Source organism: Bacillus sp. FSL K6-2944 (genome assembly GCF_038005385.1).
Classification (GTDB): domain Bacteria; phylum Bacillota; class Bacilli; order Bacillales; family Bacillaceae_G; genus Bacillus_A; species Bacillus_A cereus.
The window spans coordinates 3,037,144-3,052,345 of the sequence record NZ_JBBOTE010000001.1 but is presented as its reverse complement, the minus strand read 5'-3'; the positions used below and the strand labels follow the sequence as shown (position 1 = coordinate 3,052,345).

Genomic DNA, 15,202 nt, shown 5'->3' with positions numbered 1-15,202 from the left:
AAGCTCGTCGGTTATGTAACTGACGAGCTTTTTTACGTAGAAAAGAAGGTTGCTCACAAATATTGTGGCAACCTTCTTTTTATTGTTCTTGTGTCTCTTTTTCTTTTTCTCGTTCAGCAGCCATTTCAGCAGCAATTACGTCGATTTCTTTTTTCAGTTCTTCTACCATTGTTTCTTCTGGTACTTTACGAACGACTTGCCCTTTACGGAATAATAATCCCTCTCCACGTGCACCGGCAATACCGATATCAGCTTCACGAGCTTCACCAGGGCCATTTACAGCGCAACCAAGTACTGCAACTTTAATTGGTACTTGAAGTGTAGAGATGTATTCTTCCACTTCGTTAGCAATGCTAATTAAATCGATTTCAATACGACCACAAGTTGGACAAGAGATAAGTGTTGCTGCATTAGACGCAAGACCGAATGATTTTAATAATTCGCGAGCAACTTTTACTTCTTCAACTGGATCAGCACTTAATGAAATACGTAGTGTATTTCCGATGCCTTTATTTAAGATTGCTCCAAGACCAGCAGCACTTTTTACAGTTCCGGCAAACAATGTTCCAGATTCTGTAATACCTAAATGTAATGGATAATCAAAAGCACGAGCAGCTTTCTCGTATGCTTCGATTGCTAAGTTAACATCAGAGGCTTTCATAGATACGATAATATCGTGGAAATCTAAGTCCTCTAAAATTTTAATATGATGTAGCGCGCTCTCAACCATACCATCTGCAGTTGGGTACCCGTACTTTTCTAAAATGTGTCGCTCTAATGAACCAGCGTTTACACCGATACGGATTGGAATACCGCGCTCTTTTGCTGCATTTACAACAGCTTCTACTTTATGGCGACGACCAATATTACCTGGATTGATACGTACTTTATCGATACCACCTTCAATTGCTTTTAAAGCAAGGCGATAATCAAAATGAATATCAGCAACAAGTGGAATGTTGATTTGTTTTTTTATATCAGCAATAGCATCTGCTGCGCGTTCATCTGGAACGGCAACGCGGACGACTTGACAGCCGGCTTCTTCTAAACGCTTGATTTCAGCAACTGTTGCTTCAACATCATGTGTTTTTGTTGTTGTCATACTTTGTATAATTAATTCATTATTACCGCCGATTGTTAAATTACCGACTTTAACTGGACGTGTTTTTGTACGATGAGTCATTTCATTCACGAATAGATCGCTCTCCTTATAAAAGAAGTTTCTTATTTAGTCCCTCATATCAATGATAGTATACGTGATATAGGGCTATAGAAACCGAAGTACTCGGTTTCACTTTTACTATTGTATCAGCGCCTTTATGTAATTGACAAGGATTAAGTGATAGCTTATTGATATAACGGGAATTTATAAGACTTTCCAATTTGTATTTTTGTAGCAGATGTACTTTTGTTTAATTGTTTAAAGTCGTCAATGACTTTTTCTATGGAAGGAATTTTTTTCTTGTTAATTTGTTCTGTAATAGAAAGAACTGTCTCACCAGTTTTTACTTCAATTGTTTTATAAGATACATCCGTTTCTTTTTCTGTTTTGTTCGCTTTATTTTGTTGACTGTCTGTGTTTTCTTTTTTAATTGTTTGAGCAGCAGTTGTTTTTTTATATGAACTTAACATCGGTAAAGTACCGATTTTTATATCGTAATAAAATATATAACCGAGAACAAGCACGAATAGGAATATACCTAATCTCTTCATATTCTTCACTCCTTTGCTAGGAATATATGCTTGTCCAAAAAAAAAATGCCTATTTAGGCATTTTTTATTTTTCTTTCGGTTTGGGTACCTCTTTAATCGTTAAGTATAGAACGATTAAAACAACAGCGATATAAATGAACGTTGCTCCAGGTACGACGATTTTGAATAAATCCATAATCATGAAGAAAATGGTTGGGATTGTGTAGCTGTATGCAGTTAGTGTCCAAACTTGTTTATAGGATAGTTTACGTTGACCGCTCATAGCAGAACCGATGAACGCAAGTAAAGTCACGCCTACAAAAGTGATGAATAATTGGAATAGGTACACTAAGAATCCAATAACAAATAATAAAATTGGATAAATATTATCGAATAAAGAAATAAATTCTTGTAAATCTTTTTTCTCCAGGGATGCACCTAACAAATCGTTATAAGAATACGTTTGTGTTTGACCATTTCCCATAGAGACTACTTTATCTTTTAAAACAAATAAACCTGTTTTATTTTGATATTTTTCTAGGTCTGTTGAATTTGGATCAAATACGAAAAGTGTATTTCCTTCTTCTTTTTCAATAGGTTGATCAATATCGGCTTTTAGTTCGCCATTTTCGATTTTAAAATCAGGTAAATCTTTATCGATGACTTGATTTACCATGCCAACACCATCCTGGATAAAACTACCGTACAAAAAAGTTCTTGGAATAGTAGTAATTAAGCAAAGTAGCATAATATACAAAATGGTTTTACCGATTTTTTGAAAACGGAATAGCGCCATATCTTTAGGCGAGTATATGCTTTTTACGAATTGGGTAAATATGGACATAGATTCACTTCCTTTATGTATGTATAAAATCATTGTAACGTAGGAATCTAGAGAATCTCAAGATATATTATATTTACATATAGTGGAGATAACTAAATTTCTTTTATTAACTTTCTTCTTTTAAATAAGAAAAATACAATTGACACTTTTCTTTTCTATATGGTAAATTTATCTTACATTTCTTAAAGAGCATATCCGATAGGAATTCCTCTATTTGATATGTTGTTACATACATAATTGTGGACCCTTAGCTCAGCTGGTTAGAGCAGACGGCTCATAACCGTCCGGTCGTAGGTTCGAGTCCTACAGGGTCCATATCCATTTCGCATGTTTATTATGTTAGCAGGAAGCTTCCTTGTAGAAGGAAGCTTTTTTTACGGAATATATGAGCATTTTAATTGAAAAGAAGTGGGAATTTTGCTACTTTAATGATAGCAAGACAATGTGATTTATTTGTTTGCACCCTATGGCAATTAGGGTAGAATGAAGTTGTATGTCACTTAAGTGGCAATACATAAACTGGGAGGAATATAACAATGGCAAAACACGAATTACCAAATTTACCTTATGCGTATGATGCTTTAGAGCCTCACTTTGACAAAGAAACAATGAACATCCATCATACAAAACATCACAACACGTACATTACAAACTTAAACGCTGCTTTAGAAGGTCATGCAGAATTAGCTGACAAAAGCGTAGAAGAATTAGTTGCAAACTTAAACGAAGTACCAGAAGCAATCCGTACAGCAGTACGTAACAATGGTGGCGGACATGCTAACCATACATTCTTCTGGACAATCCTATCTCCAAACGGCGGAGGACAACCTGTAGGTGAACTTGCAACTGCAATTGAAGCAAAATTCGGTAGCTTCGATGCATTCAAAGAAGAATTCGCAAAAGCTGGCGCAACTCGCTTCGGTTCTGGTTGGGCTTGGTTAGTAGTAAACAATGGTGAGTTAGAAGTAACAAGCACTCCAAACCAAGATTCTCCTTTAACTGAAGGTAAAACTCCAGTTATCGGTTTAGATGTTTGGGAGCATGCTTACTACTTAAACTACCAAAACCGTCGTCCAGACTACATCGGCGCATTCTGGAACGTTGTAGATTGGAACGCTGCTGAAAAACGTTACCAAGAAGCAAAATAATCGTAATAAATATAGAAAAAGCTAGGGGAGAGCTCCTAGCTTTTTTCTATGTTTTCCTTTTACATAATTGGGCTTGTCTTTGGAAGACTAGAACATGAAGTAAAGGAGAGTTGTGTATGAAATGGAAACATATAATTGGTGACGTTGAAGTGAATCGGGATTTAGTGTTATTGCTCCTTATAGGAGGTTTATACACGCTCGCAATTTCTTTATCGAATACGTTTGTAAATATTTATTTATGGAAACAAACACAAAATTATGTGAATCTTGGCTTGTATAATTTAGCCAGCGTGGTATTACAGCCTCTCACATTTCTTGTAGGGGGAAAATTAGCGAAACGTATCGATCGCTCGATTTTATTACGAATAGGAGTAGGGACGCTCGCAATTTTTTTTATTGTTGTCTTAGTAGCAGGGAAAAGTGCTTCTCAGTATATTTTATTAATGGGGGCTCTTTTAGGAGTAGGATACGGTTTTTACTGGTTGGCTTTTAACTTATTGACATTTGAAATTACAGAACCAGAAACAAGAGATTTCTTTAATGGGTTTCTTGGACTTCTTACATCCTTCTCTGGAATGATTGGACCAATAGCAGCAGGATACACAATTTCACGTATGGAGAAATGGAGTGGCTATACTGTTATATTCTTTCTTTCATTAGTTCTATTTGCAATTGCTGTCGTCTTAAGCTTCTTTTTATCTAAAAGAGAATGTGAAGGGCGTTATGAAATCGTGCAAGTATTGAAAGAACGACGGATTGATAAAAATTGGGGAAAGATTACACGAGCTCATTTTTTCCAAGGATTGAGAGAAGGAACGTTTATTTTTGTCATTTCAGTATATGTTTATTTAGCAACTAATAGTGAGTTTGCATTAGGGAAATACAGTTTAGTGAACTCTGCTGTATCCTTTGTATGTTATTACTTAGTTGCTCGTATGTTAAAGAAGGAGTGGCGAAAAAAAGCAATTTTACTTGGAGGCATTATTTTATATGCTGTCGTCTTTTTAGTTATTTTCAATGTTACATACACGAAATTACTTATTTATGCGGCATGTATTGCAATTGCATATCCTATTTTACTTGTTCCGTACGGATCAATGACATATGACGTAATTGGTAGAGCGAAAAATGCGAGAGAATGGCGTGTGGAATATGTCGTTGTTCGGGAGTTGTGGTTAAACGCCGGAAGAATCTGTTCCATTTTAAGTTTTTTATGTGCTGTACTATTCTTTCCACCTGAAAAAAGTTTACCTTACTTATTATGTATTTTAGGTGCTGGACATTTTCTTATTTATTTTGCAGTTAAAAATGTCAAATATGATGAGGGAAATGCGAGTAAAGCAAGTGTTGTAACGCAAGGGAACGCGCAAAATCAAACTGAACCAGAAGGTTAACTTCTCGTTTGTTTTATGCTAGAATAGAAAAAGATGTAAGACAGCAGTGAGGACACCTGTATGAAGGTGTCCCTTTCACATTACATAGCTGTTGGTAGAGGGGGTTTGTATGAGCAAGAAGCAGAAGCAAAATAAGAAAAAGACCCACGTTCCTTTTCGGTTAAACGTGCTGTTTTTCTGCGTGTTTTTAATGTTCTCCGCGGTTATTGTAAGGCTCGGATATGTACAAATTGTTCGCGGTGAAGAATATAAGAATGAAGTGGAGAAGAAAGAAAACTCAACGATAAGTAATCCTGTACCGCGTGGGAAAATATTTGACCGTTATGGGCGACCTGTAGTAGATAATGCAGCCGTTCGTACTATTACATTTACAAAAATGAAAGGATCAACTGCAGAAGATCGCTTAGAAACAGCGAAAAAGCTAGCAGATTTGATTGAAGTACCGACAGATAAATTAACAGATCGCGATAAAAAAGATTATTGGCTTGCTATGCATAAAGAGGAAGCTAAAGAAAAAATTACGAATAAAGATCGTCAAGAGTTTAAAGATAAAAAAATTGATGATAAAGAATTAGACGAGCGTCAGCGAAGTCGTGTAACAGAAGAAGAGATTAATCAATTATCCGCAAAAGATCTAGAAATACTAGCGATTAAAAGTAAGATGGACGGCGGATATGCAATGACACCTCAAGTTATTAAAAAGGATGCTACAGAAAAGGAATATTCGATTATTAGTGAAAACCTAGCAGCATTACCAGGTGTAGATACGAATGTTGATTGGGAGCGAAAATATACGTACGATGATTTATTCCGAAGTGTACTAGGTGGGGTGTCGACATCTGATGAAGGCTTACCGAGAGAAAGACTAGATTACTATCTTGTTCGTGATTATAATCGAAATGACCGAGTAGGAAAAAGTTATCTTGAACAACAGTATGAAGATAGTCTGCACGGTACGAAAGCAGAAGTTAGAAATGTTACAGATAAAAACGGTAATATTTTAGAAACGATTAATGTATCAAAAGGACAAAGTGGTAATGATCTGAATTTAACAATTGATATGGAATTACAAAAGCGTGTGGAAGATATTCTTGCGAAGAATTTAATGAGATTTAAAGGAAGCGAACCTCTTTTAGATCGCGCATTCGTTGTAATGATGAACCCAAAAAATGGTGAAGTTTTATCTATGGCGGGGAAACAATTAGTTAACGAAGATGGTCAAACGAAAGTAAATGACTTTGCATTAGGTACCATGACAAGTTCTTATCCGATGGGATCAACTGTAAAAGGTGCAACAGTACTTACTGGATATCAAACTGGTGCGATTCAACCAGGATCGGTGCAATTGGATGAACCAATTAAATTAAAAGGTACACCTACGAAGTCGTCTTGGAAAACGATGGGATACATTAATGACCTTACAGCTTTAAAAATGTCTTCTAACGTTTATATGTTTAAAACAGCGATGAATATCGCCGGTGTTAAATATGTGAGAGGTGGTACGTTAGATATACCTCAAAAAGCATTTGATACGATGCGTTATTATTTTGGACAGTTTGGACTTGGTGTAAAAACAGGAATTGATTTACCGAATGAATCTGCTGGTCAGATGGGTAGAAGTAGTCAACCAGGTTTCTTACTAGATTTATCAATTGGACAGTATGATACGTATACACCGCTTCAATTAGCGCAATATATTTCGACGATTGCCAATGGCGGATATCGCATGCAACCACAAGTTGTAAAAGAAATTCGTCAACCGGCAGTGAAACCAGATGAAGTTGGGAAAGTTGTTCAATCTATGGAACCGAAAGTATTAAATCGTATTGATATGCCGGAATCGCAAATTAAACATGTTCAAGAAGGATTTAGACAAGTGTATAATGATTCAGGTGGTACAGCTACAAAATACTTTACAGGTGCAAAATATAAAGCGGCAGGGAAGACGGGTACGGCGCAAACTGTGTATGGTGGAGATAAAGAGATTGGTAGAAATGCAAAAGGTGAACGTGTGGAAACATATAACTTAACATTAGTAGGTTATGCGCCACTTGAAGATCCAGAAGTAGCATTCTCTGTTGTCGTTCCATGGGTACATGATGATAAGACTGGTATTAATGGATATATTGGTCGTGAAATTATGGACGCTTACTTTGATTTGAAAAACAAGGAAGTAAATGGTGAAGCTCCAAAAGATGATAAAGACAATAAAAATAAAGAGCAAGATGATGAATAAAAAAGTTGTAAAAAAGCACACTATCTGAAAAGATAGTGTGCTTTTTTTTATGGTTTATGCATATCGTGTAATAAATGTGGACAAGTATACAACATTGAAAAAACGCGGCCGTATAAATGATACTTGTATATGATGGGATAGGGGATAACTGTTTTATAGGGAAATCATCAGAGGAAATGAATAGCTACTACTGAATTAAAATTGTACCGTATGTTGATTTTTGTGGAACTTTACAAAACTTTTACAAACAATTAAAACCGAATTAATAGTTTAGCAGTATTCTTATATCTGTAATCCTGTTATTTCCGGTTACTTCTAGGAGGAAGAACACGTGAAATGGATGCGTACACCGATTAAAGTTTTCGTATTATCAATATGGTTCCTCTGTTTTGAAATGTCTACTGCATTTGCTTTAAATGATACGGGAGAAGTGAGAGTTGATGGATCCTCAACGGTTTTTCCTATTATAGAAGCAGTAGCGGAGGAATATACAAAGGTGCATCCAGACGTGAAAATTTCCATCAGTATTTCTGGAACTGGGGGAGGATTTAATCGTTTCAGTAAAGGAGAAGTAGATATAAATAATGCTTCGAGAGTAATGAAACAAGTCGAGAAAAATGAAATGAAGAAAAACTCTATTCAGTTCACACCTTTTGAGGTTGCTAACGACGGTCTTACGATTGTTGTGAATCGCCATAATACATGGGTAGACGATATGTCAGTAGACGAGTTACGACTACTTTGGAGTGAAGATGGAAGAGAGAAGCGATGGTCACAAATTCATTCAACATGGCCACGTGAACAAGTGAAGTTTTATGCACCAGGCGTAGACTCTGGTACGTATGATTATTTTCAAAATGTCATCTTACAAAATCATCGCATTGTAAAAAAAGTCTCTTTGTCTGAAGATGATCAAGTTATTATGCAAGGGGTAATGAATGATAAACATGCCATTGCTTTTGTAGGATATGCTTATTATATGGCTAATCGAGATAAGGTGAAAGCAATAAAAGTAAATGGTGTATTTCCGACGAAAGAGACCATTCAATCAGGTAAGTATAAGCCGTTATCTAGGCCGCTACTTACTTATGTGAATAATGCATCTATCCGAAATAAAATGAATGTAGCAAACTATGTTGAGTTTATGATTCAGCATGTCGGTAACCTCGCTGAAGAGGTCGGATATGTAAAATTAAGAAAAGAAAAATACAATGAACAGCTGCGTATGTTAACAGAAATAAAAAGGTAATGTCAGGGTGGAAAGGGGTTTTCATCTTTGGCTCATAATGACAAAAGTCAAATTACATTTTCTGTACAACATTTGATTGAAAGAAATACAAAACAAAGAAAAAAAACGCAGCGAATCAATCGAATAGTGCCTTTATTACTAAAAATAATTGCTAGTGTTTCTATTGTGACGACACTTGGAATTGTTTTTACGCTCTCTAATGAAACAATCATGTTTTTTCAAAAAATATCATTATACTCCTTTTTAACGGAGAAAGAATGGTTACCATTTTTTGAAGATCCTAAATTCGGTATATTACCACTTATATGTGGAACGTTCCTTGTAACAGCAATTGCTATGTTTGTAGCAATTCCTATCGGTTTAGCGTGTGCCGTATTTTTAAGCGAATATGCTTCAAATAGTGCACGGAAAATATTAAAGCCGATGTTAGAGCTATTAGCAGGTATCCCGACAATTGTATATGGTTTTTTTGCATTAACAGTTGTTACACCGCTTTTACAAAGGATTATACCAGATTTACAGTTTTTTAATGCGATTAGTCCAGGAATCGTTATCGGATTTATGATGATGCCTACAATTGCATCTCTATCTGAAGACGCGATGAGAGCTGTGGCGAAAGGGACGAAAGAAGCTTCATTAGCACTCGGAGCGACGCGGTTTGAAATGGTAAAACAAGTGGTGTTTCCGTCCGCTTTTACAGGGATTATGGCAGCAATTATATTAGCAGCTTCTCGTGCAATTGGTGAAACGATGATCGTTGTAATTGCAGCAGGATCCACACCAAATGTATCGCTTGATCCGACACATTCTATTCAAACGTTAACAGCCTATATTGTGCAAGTAAGTTTAGGTGATGCTCCGCATGGAACGATTACGTATTACAGCATGTATGCTGTAGGCGCAACGTTATTTTTGTTTACCTTTATTATGAACATCATTTCGCAGTCAATTATGCGCCGTTTTAGGAGGATGACATAATATGCGAATGTTGAATCATAAAAAAATACAAAAAAATATGGCATCACGCTTTTTAAAAGATCGAATTTACAAATTGTTATTTTATATAGCAATTTTATTTTCAATCGTAATTTTGTTTTTGTTACTGTTTCAAATTGTTGAAAAAGGTATAAGTTATCTTTCAATAGATTTCTTTACAAATTTCGCTTCACGTAATCCGAAAGAAGCTGGTATTGCTGCAGCTTTGTCAGGGACAATATTATTTATGAGTATTGTTATACCTGTTTCTTTTATATTTGGAGTTGGAACAGCACTTTATTTAGAGCAATATGCGAAGGAATCTCTATTTAAAAAAATAATAGAGATTAATAATCAAACGTTGGCAGGAGTACCATCCGTTGTATTTGGATTGCTTGGTTTAACTATTTTTGTATATGCTCTTCATTTAGGAGAGAGTATAGTTGCAGCAGCATTGACGATGAGTCTACTCGTTTTACCAACAGTTGTTGTGGCGAGTCAAGAAGCAATTCGATCAGTACCAAGTGTTTTATTAGAGGGTTCTTACGGATTAGGTGCTACGAAGTGGCAAACGATGTATCAAATTGTATTGCCATATGCTTTCCCAGGGATTATAACGGGCTGTACGTTAGCGATATCAAGAGCAATTGGAGAGGCTGCACCACTATTAGTTATTGGGGCACTTGCGTTTGCAAATTATGTTCCATTTAGTATGTTTGATAGATTTACAGTTCTACCAATTCAAATTTTTAATTGGATGAGTAGGCCACAAGAAGAATTTCAGTATGTAGCAGCAGCTGGGATGATTGTTTTGTTAGGTTTGTTGCTATTTATCAATATATTTGTTTTATGGTTACGAAATCGAAAATAAGTTGGAAGTGGATGAAAGGGGAATTCAAATGGTAGCAACAGTAGTAAATGTACAGGTGAAAAACGAAGAGAAAATCGAGACTGCGCCAAAGAAGGTAGTATTTGATACGAAAAATTTAAATTTATGGTACGGGGAAGACCATGCTTTAAAAGATATTAATTTAAGTATTCATGAGAATGAAGTTACAGCCATTATCGGTCCAAGTGGCTGTGGTAAATCAACTTACTTAAAAACATTAAATCGCATGGTAGAGTTAGTACCGATCGTTCGAACTACAGGTGTAATTGAGTATAGAGAACGCAATATATTTGATAAATCATATCCAGTTGAAGAATTAAGAACGCATGTAGGAATGGTGTTCCAAAAGCCAAATCCATTTCCAAAATCTATTTATGAGAATGTAACATACGGTCCAAAAATCCATGGTATTCGTGACAAAAAGACATTAGATGAAATTGTTGAAAAAAGTTTACGTGGAGCAGCGATTTGGGATGAGTTAAAAGATCGTTTGCACGATAATGCATACGGTTTATCTGGTGGACAGCAACAGCGTCTATGCATCGCACGCTGCTTAGCTATTGAGCCAGACGTTATTTTAATGGATGAGCCAACATCGGCATTAGACCCAATTTCAACATTAAAAGTAGAAGAATTAATTCAAGAGCTAAAGAAAGATTTTAGTATTGTTATCGTAACGCATAATATGCAACAAGCAGCGCGTATTTCAGACAAAACAGCTTTCTTCTTAAGCGGGGAAGTTGTGGAGTATACAGATACAAACAAATTATTTACGACTCCTTCAGATAAGCGTACAGAAGATTATATTACAGGTCGCTTTGGTTGATATCGTTTCAAAGCTAAGAGCAAATGCCCTCTTAACAGAGGGCATTTCTTATTTTATCTTACTGTTAATAAAGAAGTAATACTTCTCCTTATCTTAAGTTTTATTACAAGCGTAAGAGGCTATGTAGGAGATTTACCCCGCTATTTGCGGGCAGTAAGACCCCCACCTTAAAATTTAGCGAAAGCAAAGAAGTTAGGGAGGGGATCTTGCTGCCTATCAAATCCCGATTGATGAGGGTTGATTAAAGTTTCACTTTTATATAATGGCACATAATATTGAGGGGGAAGAAAAATGGTAAGAGAACAGTTTCAAGGTGATTTAAAAGCGTTACAGCAAAAGGTGATTGAGCTTGGAGAATTAGCAAATGCGGCTTTATTGATTGCTATGGAAGGTCTGCATACAAGAGATGTAGAGAAAGCGTTAGAGGTCATTGATGGTGATTACCGCATGGATAATTTAGAAGAGGAAATAAACGATCTTGCGCTTATGCTCATTACGAAGCAGCAACCTGTAGCAAGTGACTTAAGAAGGATTTTTATTTCAATTAAAACAGCGACAGATTTAGAGCGCATTGCAGATCATGCTGTTAATATTGCAAAGGCTACAATTCGTCTTGGGGAAAAAGAAGTGGCTGTTAGTTTGCACAACCTAGATGAAATGTTTGCGGTTGCAAATGAGATGTTGCATTTAGCGTTAGAAGCATATGAACAAGAAAATTTAACTTTTGCGAAACAAATTGCTGAAATGGATGATTCCGTTGATGAAATATATGGAAAAGCAATTCGTGAGTTTATATCTTCAGTTCCGGAACGACCAGAAGCAATTACGCAAATTACACAATTATCATTTGTCGCGAGATATATTGAGCGTGTAGCAGATCATATTACAAATATTGCTGAAAATGTCTTTTATTTAGTAAAAGGAAAGCATTATTTATTGAATGAGTAGGAATGAAAGTAGGTGATGAGAAATCACCTGCTTTTTTTAGTCAAAACATGACAAAAAAAGCTCGTTGTTTCCTTTAGTTTATGATGATAAGATGTATCATAATGTAATGGAAAAATTAGTATATATGTTTGTCGTTAATAAGTATTATTTACCAATTTATAGTAAGCGCTTTCTTGTTGTTTGAAATGTACTTTTTTATAGGTTAGAAATTTAATTATATAGTCTTCTAAATGAGGATGTGTTTAACTAATCAAGTTTATGCTGCTAGTTCATGTGGGATAGGGAATATACATATGGTATATGGAGTTACTGAACATTATATAAGTGGAGGCTGAAGTATATGAAGGGGGTTATTTTAGCTGGAGGAAAAGGAAGGCGCCTTAGACCATTAACATGTAATACTCCAAAGCCGATGTTACCATTATTAGAAAAACCAGTTTTAGAATATAATATTGAGTTATTACGCCAGCATGGTATTCGTGAAATTGCAATTACTGTTCAATATATGAGTACGACCATTAAGCAATATTTTGGTGACGGTAGTAAATGGGGAGTTAACTTGTATTATTTTGAAGACTCTCCTCCGCTTGGCACAGCAGGGAGTATTAAACAAGCAGAACAATTTTTAGATGAAACATTTGTTGTGATAAGCGGGGATGCATTAACTGACTTTCAATTATCAGAAGGAATTAGGTTTCATGAACAAAAGAAAAGAATGGTAACAATGTTTGTGAAAGAAGTAGAAAATCCACTCTCATTTGGATTGGTTGTAATGAATAAAGACCAGGAGGTTACACGATATATAGAAAAGCCGGGCTGGAATGAGGTAGTATCTAATGTTGTGAATACAGGCATATATATTATGGAGCCAGAAATCTTTTCTTACATACCGCCTAGGCAATTTTTTGATTTCAGTCATGATGTGTTTCCGTTATTGGCAAACAAAAATGTGTTATTCGCATATTTGTCAGAAGGTTATTGGTTAGATATCGGCACATTTAATCAATATCGACAAGCACAATTTGATTTGTTAACGAAAAAGTTACAAGTACCTATTCCTTATACAGAAGTATTACCGATGGTATGGATGGGAGAAGGGGTGACGATTGGTAAAGGGACGAAAATTCATGGCCCCTCTTTTATTGGAGAAGGAGCAAAGATTGGTACAGGAGCTGTAATTGAGCCATATTCTATTATTGGGAAAAATAGTATCGTTTCAAATTATTCTCATCTTCAAAAAAGTATTGTTTTTGCAAATGCCCACATTGGGAAGTATTGTGAACTATTAGAAACGACAATAGGAGAGCGTACAATAGTTGAAGATGATGTTACACTGTTTCAAAAAAGTGTTGTAGCGGATCACTGTCACATCGGAAGAAGTACGGTAATTAAGCAAAAAGGAAAACTATGGCCTTATAAGGCGATTGATAGTCATTCGATAGTAGGAGCGGCTGGTATTCAAGAAAGTGAAATGAGTGCAGGGTGGTTACAAAAAAGCCGCATTGTAGGAAGAGGGAATGTTGAAATTACTCCCCAGTTTATCGTGAAGATTGCGATGGCGTATGGTTCTCTTTTTAAAAAAGGAGAAAGTATATTAATTGGAAGTCAAGAAAATATAGAAACAACCTCTTATAAAAATTTATTTTTACATGCTATTCATGGTATAGGGATTCATACGATGGAATGTAAAGAAATGAACGAGTCACTTTTTCAATATAGTGTTCATCATTTGCAATGTGCAGGTGGGGTTTTCATTCAAGTGGAGAATGAGAATGAGATTGTTATAAAGTTGTATGGTCAAGCTGGCATGCCGTTAACGTATAAGCAGCAAAAAGAGATAGAACAAGTATATATGTCCGAATTGTTTTATTACGTGCATGAGAAAGAGATGGGGCGAAATAAGCTGGTTCATGTTTCTATGAATGAGTATATAGAAGTTATATTGGGGCATATTGATATCGAGAAAATACAGATGCAGAAGTTTCATCTTCTTATTAATAAGAGAAATGATACGTTGCAACATTTACTTATGCTCTTTCTACAAAGACTTGGTTGTACAGTTACATGGATTTATGCAAGCGAACAAAAAGATCATGTGAAAGCTTTGATGAAATCAAGTAAAGCGAATATGGCTCTTATGTTTTCTGAGCAAGGAAATCATTTCGAGTTATACGATAAACATAGTAATATTTACCAAGGTACAGATTTGGAAGAGGTCGATATTCCAGATTTCTTACTCGAATCGACAGGAAATATTTACCCAATGTCTTTGAAGTTAGGAGAATGTTATCTTCTATTTTATACGCAGGATGAAAGAAAGTCGTTTCAAGTAAGGTGGAAGCGAGATATTTTATATCGGATTGGAAAATTATTCGAGCTAATAGCATTGCAAGGAAAAACGTTTCTCAGCATAGTAGAGCAATCACCTCCGCTCTATTTACTTTATGATGAAGTGGTATGTTCATGGAATGAAAAAGGGGAAATTATGAGGAAATTATTGGATGATATAGAAAGGAAGGGAGAAGGTATATTTGAAGGAGTACAGTTCAAATATACTGAAAAAGAGTGGTCTTATATCGTTTCTGACACAAAACAACCAAAATTTTTGGTGTATTCACATGCTAGAAACCCAGTAATAGCAAGGGAAAATATGAAAAATCTTATAGAAAAAATTAGACAATATCAAAAGGTGTAGAATTTTTATTTTAAAAGTGGTATTATAGTATAGTCTGATTTAAGTTATTAGTACTGGAGGGAAATAAGAATGCGTGTGAATATTACTCTAGCATGTACAGAATGCGGAGATCGTAACTATATCTCAAAGAAAAATAAACGTAACAACGCTGAGCGTATCGAGCTTAAAAAGTATTGCAAGCGTGACAAGAAGTCTACGTTACACCGTGAAACAAAGTAAGCAGTAGGAATATTTTCCTACTGTTTCTTTTTTTATTCGATTCCTATGTTAAAAGTGATACACTATCAGCATAGAGTAAAGTGTCAC

Annotated in this window: 13 protein-coding genes and 1 tRNA gene; 11 read left to right on the top strand and 3 right to left on the bottom strand. The window is 35.5% G+C overall.

Features of this window, described 5'->3' with window-relative positions:
* Window positions 1-79: 79 nt before the first annotated feature.
* The 3 genes from ispG to yqgB all read right to left on the bottom strand — a co-directional run bounded on the left by ispG (window position 80) and on the right by yqgB (window position 2,536).
* On the bottom strand, window positions 80-1,183 hold the full coding sequence (ispG, locus tag MHH55_RS15495) for a flavodoxin-dependent (E)-4-hydroxy-3-methylbut-2-enyl-diphosphate synthase (RefSeq protein ID WP_153577907.1): 1,104 nt from the start codon (window positions 1,181-1,183) through the stop codon (window positions 80-82).
* Window positions 1,184-1,347: 164 nt separating this feature from the next.
* Entirely contained in the window at window positions 1,348-1,713 is a 366-nt protein-coding gene (gene yqfZ, locus MHH55_RS15490) for a protein YqfZ (RefSeq protein WP_000825414.1), read from the bottom strand.
* Window positions 1,714-1,777: 64 nt separating this feature from the next.
* On the bottom strand, window positions 1,778-2,536 hold the full coding sequence (gene yqgB, locus MHH55_RS15485) for a protein YqgB (protein ID WP_000021898.1): 759 nt from the start codon (window positions 2,534-2,536) through the stop codon (window positions 1,778-1,780).
* Window positions 2,537-2,777: 241 nt separating this feature from the next.
* On the opposite strand from yqgB, the gene MHH55_RS15480 reads away from it, so the two are divergent.
* From MHH55_RS15480 to rpmG, 11 genes are all read left to right on the top strand, one after another.
* Window positions 2,778-2,851 (top strand) — tRNA-Ile (locus tag MHH55_RS15480).
* Between the two features lie 221 nt (window positions 2,852-3,072).
* Window positions 3,073-3,684: a superoxide dismutase [Mn] gene (gene sodA / locus MHH55_RS15475; RefSeq protein ID WP_001052031.1), complete on the top strand. Its 612-nt coding sequence runs from the start codon at window positions 3,073-3,075 to the stop codon at window positions 3,682-3,684.
* A gap of 116 nt (window positions 3,685-3,800) precedes the next feature.
* Window positions 3,801-5,078, top strand: a complete 1,278-nt coding sequence (locus MHH55_RS15470) for an MFS transporter (RefSeq protein ID WP_000871384.1) — start codon at window positions 3,801-3,803, stop codon at window positions 5,076-5,078.
* A gap of 109 nt (window positions 5,079-5,187) precedes the next feature.
* The gene (locus tag MHH55_RS15465; RefSeq protein ID WP_000038992.1) at window positions 5,188-7,314 is read left to right on the top strand and encodes a peptidoglycan D,D-transpeptidase FtsI family protein; all 2,127 of its coding nucleotides are present in this window, start codon (window positions 5,188-5,190) and stop codon (window positions 7,312-7,314) included.
* A 331-nt stretch (window positions 7,315-7,645) separates the two neighbouring features.
* A complete protein-coding gene (locus tag MHH55_RS15460; protein ID WP_000871830.1) occupies window positions 7,646-8,563 on the top strand; it encodes a PstS family phosphate ABC transporter substrate-binding protein in 918 nt (305 codons plus the stop codon).
* Window positions 8,564-8,590: 27 nt separating this feature from the next.
* The gene (pstC, locus tag MHH55_RS15455) at window positions 8,591-9,541 is read left to right on the top strand and encodes a phosphate ABC transporter permease subunit PstC (protein ID WP_000940918.1); all 951 of its coding nucleotides are present in this window, start codon (window positions 8,591-8,593) and stop codon (window positions 9,539-9,541) included.
* A gap of 1 nt (window position 9,542) precedes the next feature.
* Window positions 9,543-10,409, top strand: a complete 867-nt coding sequence (gene pstA, locus MHH55_RS15450) for a phosphate ABC transporter permease PstA (RefSeq protein ID WP_001242557.1) — start codon at window positions 9,543-9,545, stop codon at window positions 10,407-10,409.
* A 28-nt stretch (window positions 10,410-10,437) separates the two neighbouring features.
* Entirely contained in the window at window positions 10,438-11,253 is an 816-nt protein-coding gene (gene pstB, locus MHH55_RS15445; protein WP_000226686.1) for a phosphate ABC transporter ATP-binding protein, read from the top strand.
* A 291-nt stretch (window positions 11,254-11,544) separates the two neighbouring features.
* A complete protein-coding gene (gene phoU / locus MHH55_RS15440; protein ID WP_000251242.1) occupies window positions 11,545-12,201 on the top strand; it encodes a phosphate signaling complex protein PhoU in 657 nt (218 codons plus the stop codon).
* Between the two features lie 340 nt (window positions 12,202-12,541).
* Window positions 12,542-14,896, top strand: coding sequence for a sugar phosphate nucleotidyltransferase (locus MHH55_RS15435; RefSeq protein WP_000679334.1), 2,355 nt, complete (start codon window positions 12,542-12,544; stop codon window positions 14,894-14,896).
* Between the two features lie 69 nt (window positions 14,897-14,965).
* Window positions 14,966-15,115 (top strand): 50S ribosomal protein L33, encoded by a 150-nt coding sequence (rpmG, locus tag MHH55_RS15430; protein WP_001265616.1) that lies wholly within the window; start codon window positions 14,966-14,968, stop codon window positions 15,113-15,115.
* Window positions 15,116-15,202: the final 87 nt, after the last annotated feature.

What these genes read in the sequence shown, in the direction of transcription:
- yqgB (WP_000021898.1), bottom strand. Translation starts at nt 2,536, where the DNA reads ATGTCCATATTTACCCAATTCGTAAAAAGCATATACTCGCCTAAAGAT.
- phoU (WP_000251242.1), top strand. Translation starts at nt 11,545, where the DNA reads ATGGTAAGAGAACAGTTTCAAGGTGATTTAAAAGCGTTACAGCAAAAG.
- MHH55_RS15435 (WP_000679334.1), top strand. Translation starts at nt 12,542, where the DNA reads ATGAAGGGGGTTATTTTAGCTGGAGGAAAAGGAAGGCGCCTTAGACCA.
- ispG (WP_153577907.1), bottom strand. Translation starts at nt 1,183, where the DNA reads ATGACTCATCGTACAAAAACACGTCCAGTTAAAGTCGGTAATTTAACA.
- MHH55_RS15465 (WP_000038992.1), top strand. Translation starts at nt 5,188, where the DNA reads ATGAGCAAGAAGCAGAAGCAAAATAAGAAAAAGACCCACGTTCCTTTT.
- MHH55_RS15470 (WP_000871384.1), top strand. Translation starts at nt 3,801, where the DNA reads ATGAAATGGAAACATATAATTGGTGACGTTGAAGTGAATCGGGATTTA.
- pstB (WP_000226686.1), top strand. Translation starts at nt 10,438, where the DNA reads ATGGTAGCAACAGTAGTAAATGTACAGGTGAAAAACGAAGAGAAAATC.
- pstA (WP_001242557.1), top strand. Translation starts at nt 9,543, where the DNA reads ATGCGAATGTTGAATCATAAAAAAATACAAAAAAATATGGCATCACGC.
- yqfZ (WP_000825414.1), bottom strand. Translation starts at nt 1,713, where the DNA reads ATGAAGAGATTAGGTATATTCCTATTCGTGCTTGTTCTCGGTTATATA.
- sodA (WP_001052031.1), top strand. Translation starts at nt 3,073, where the DNA reads ATGGCAAAACACGAATTACCAAATTTACCTTATGCGTATGATGCTTTA.
- rpmG (WP_001265616.1), top strand. Translation starts at nt 14,966, where the DNA reads ATGCGTGTGAATATTACTCTAGCATGTACAGAATGCGGAGATCGTAAC.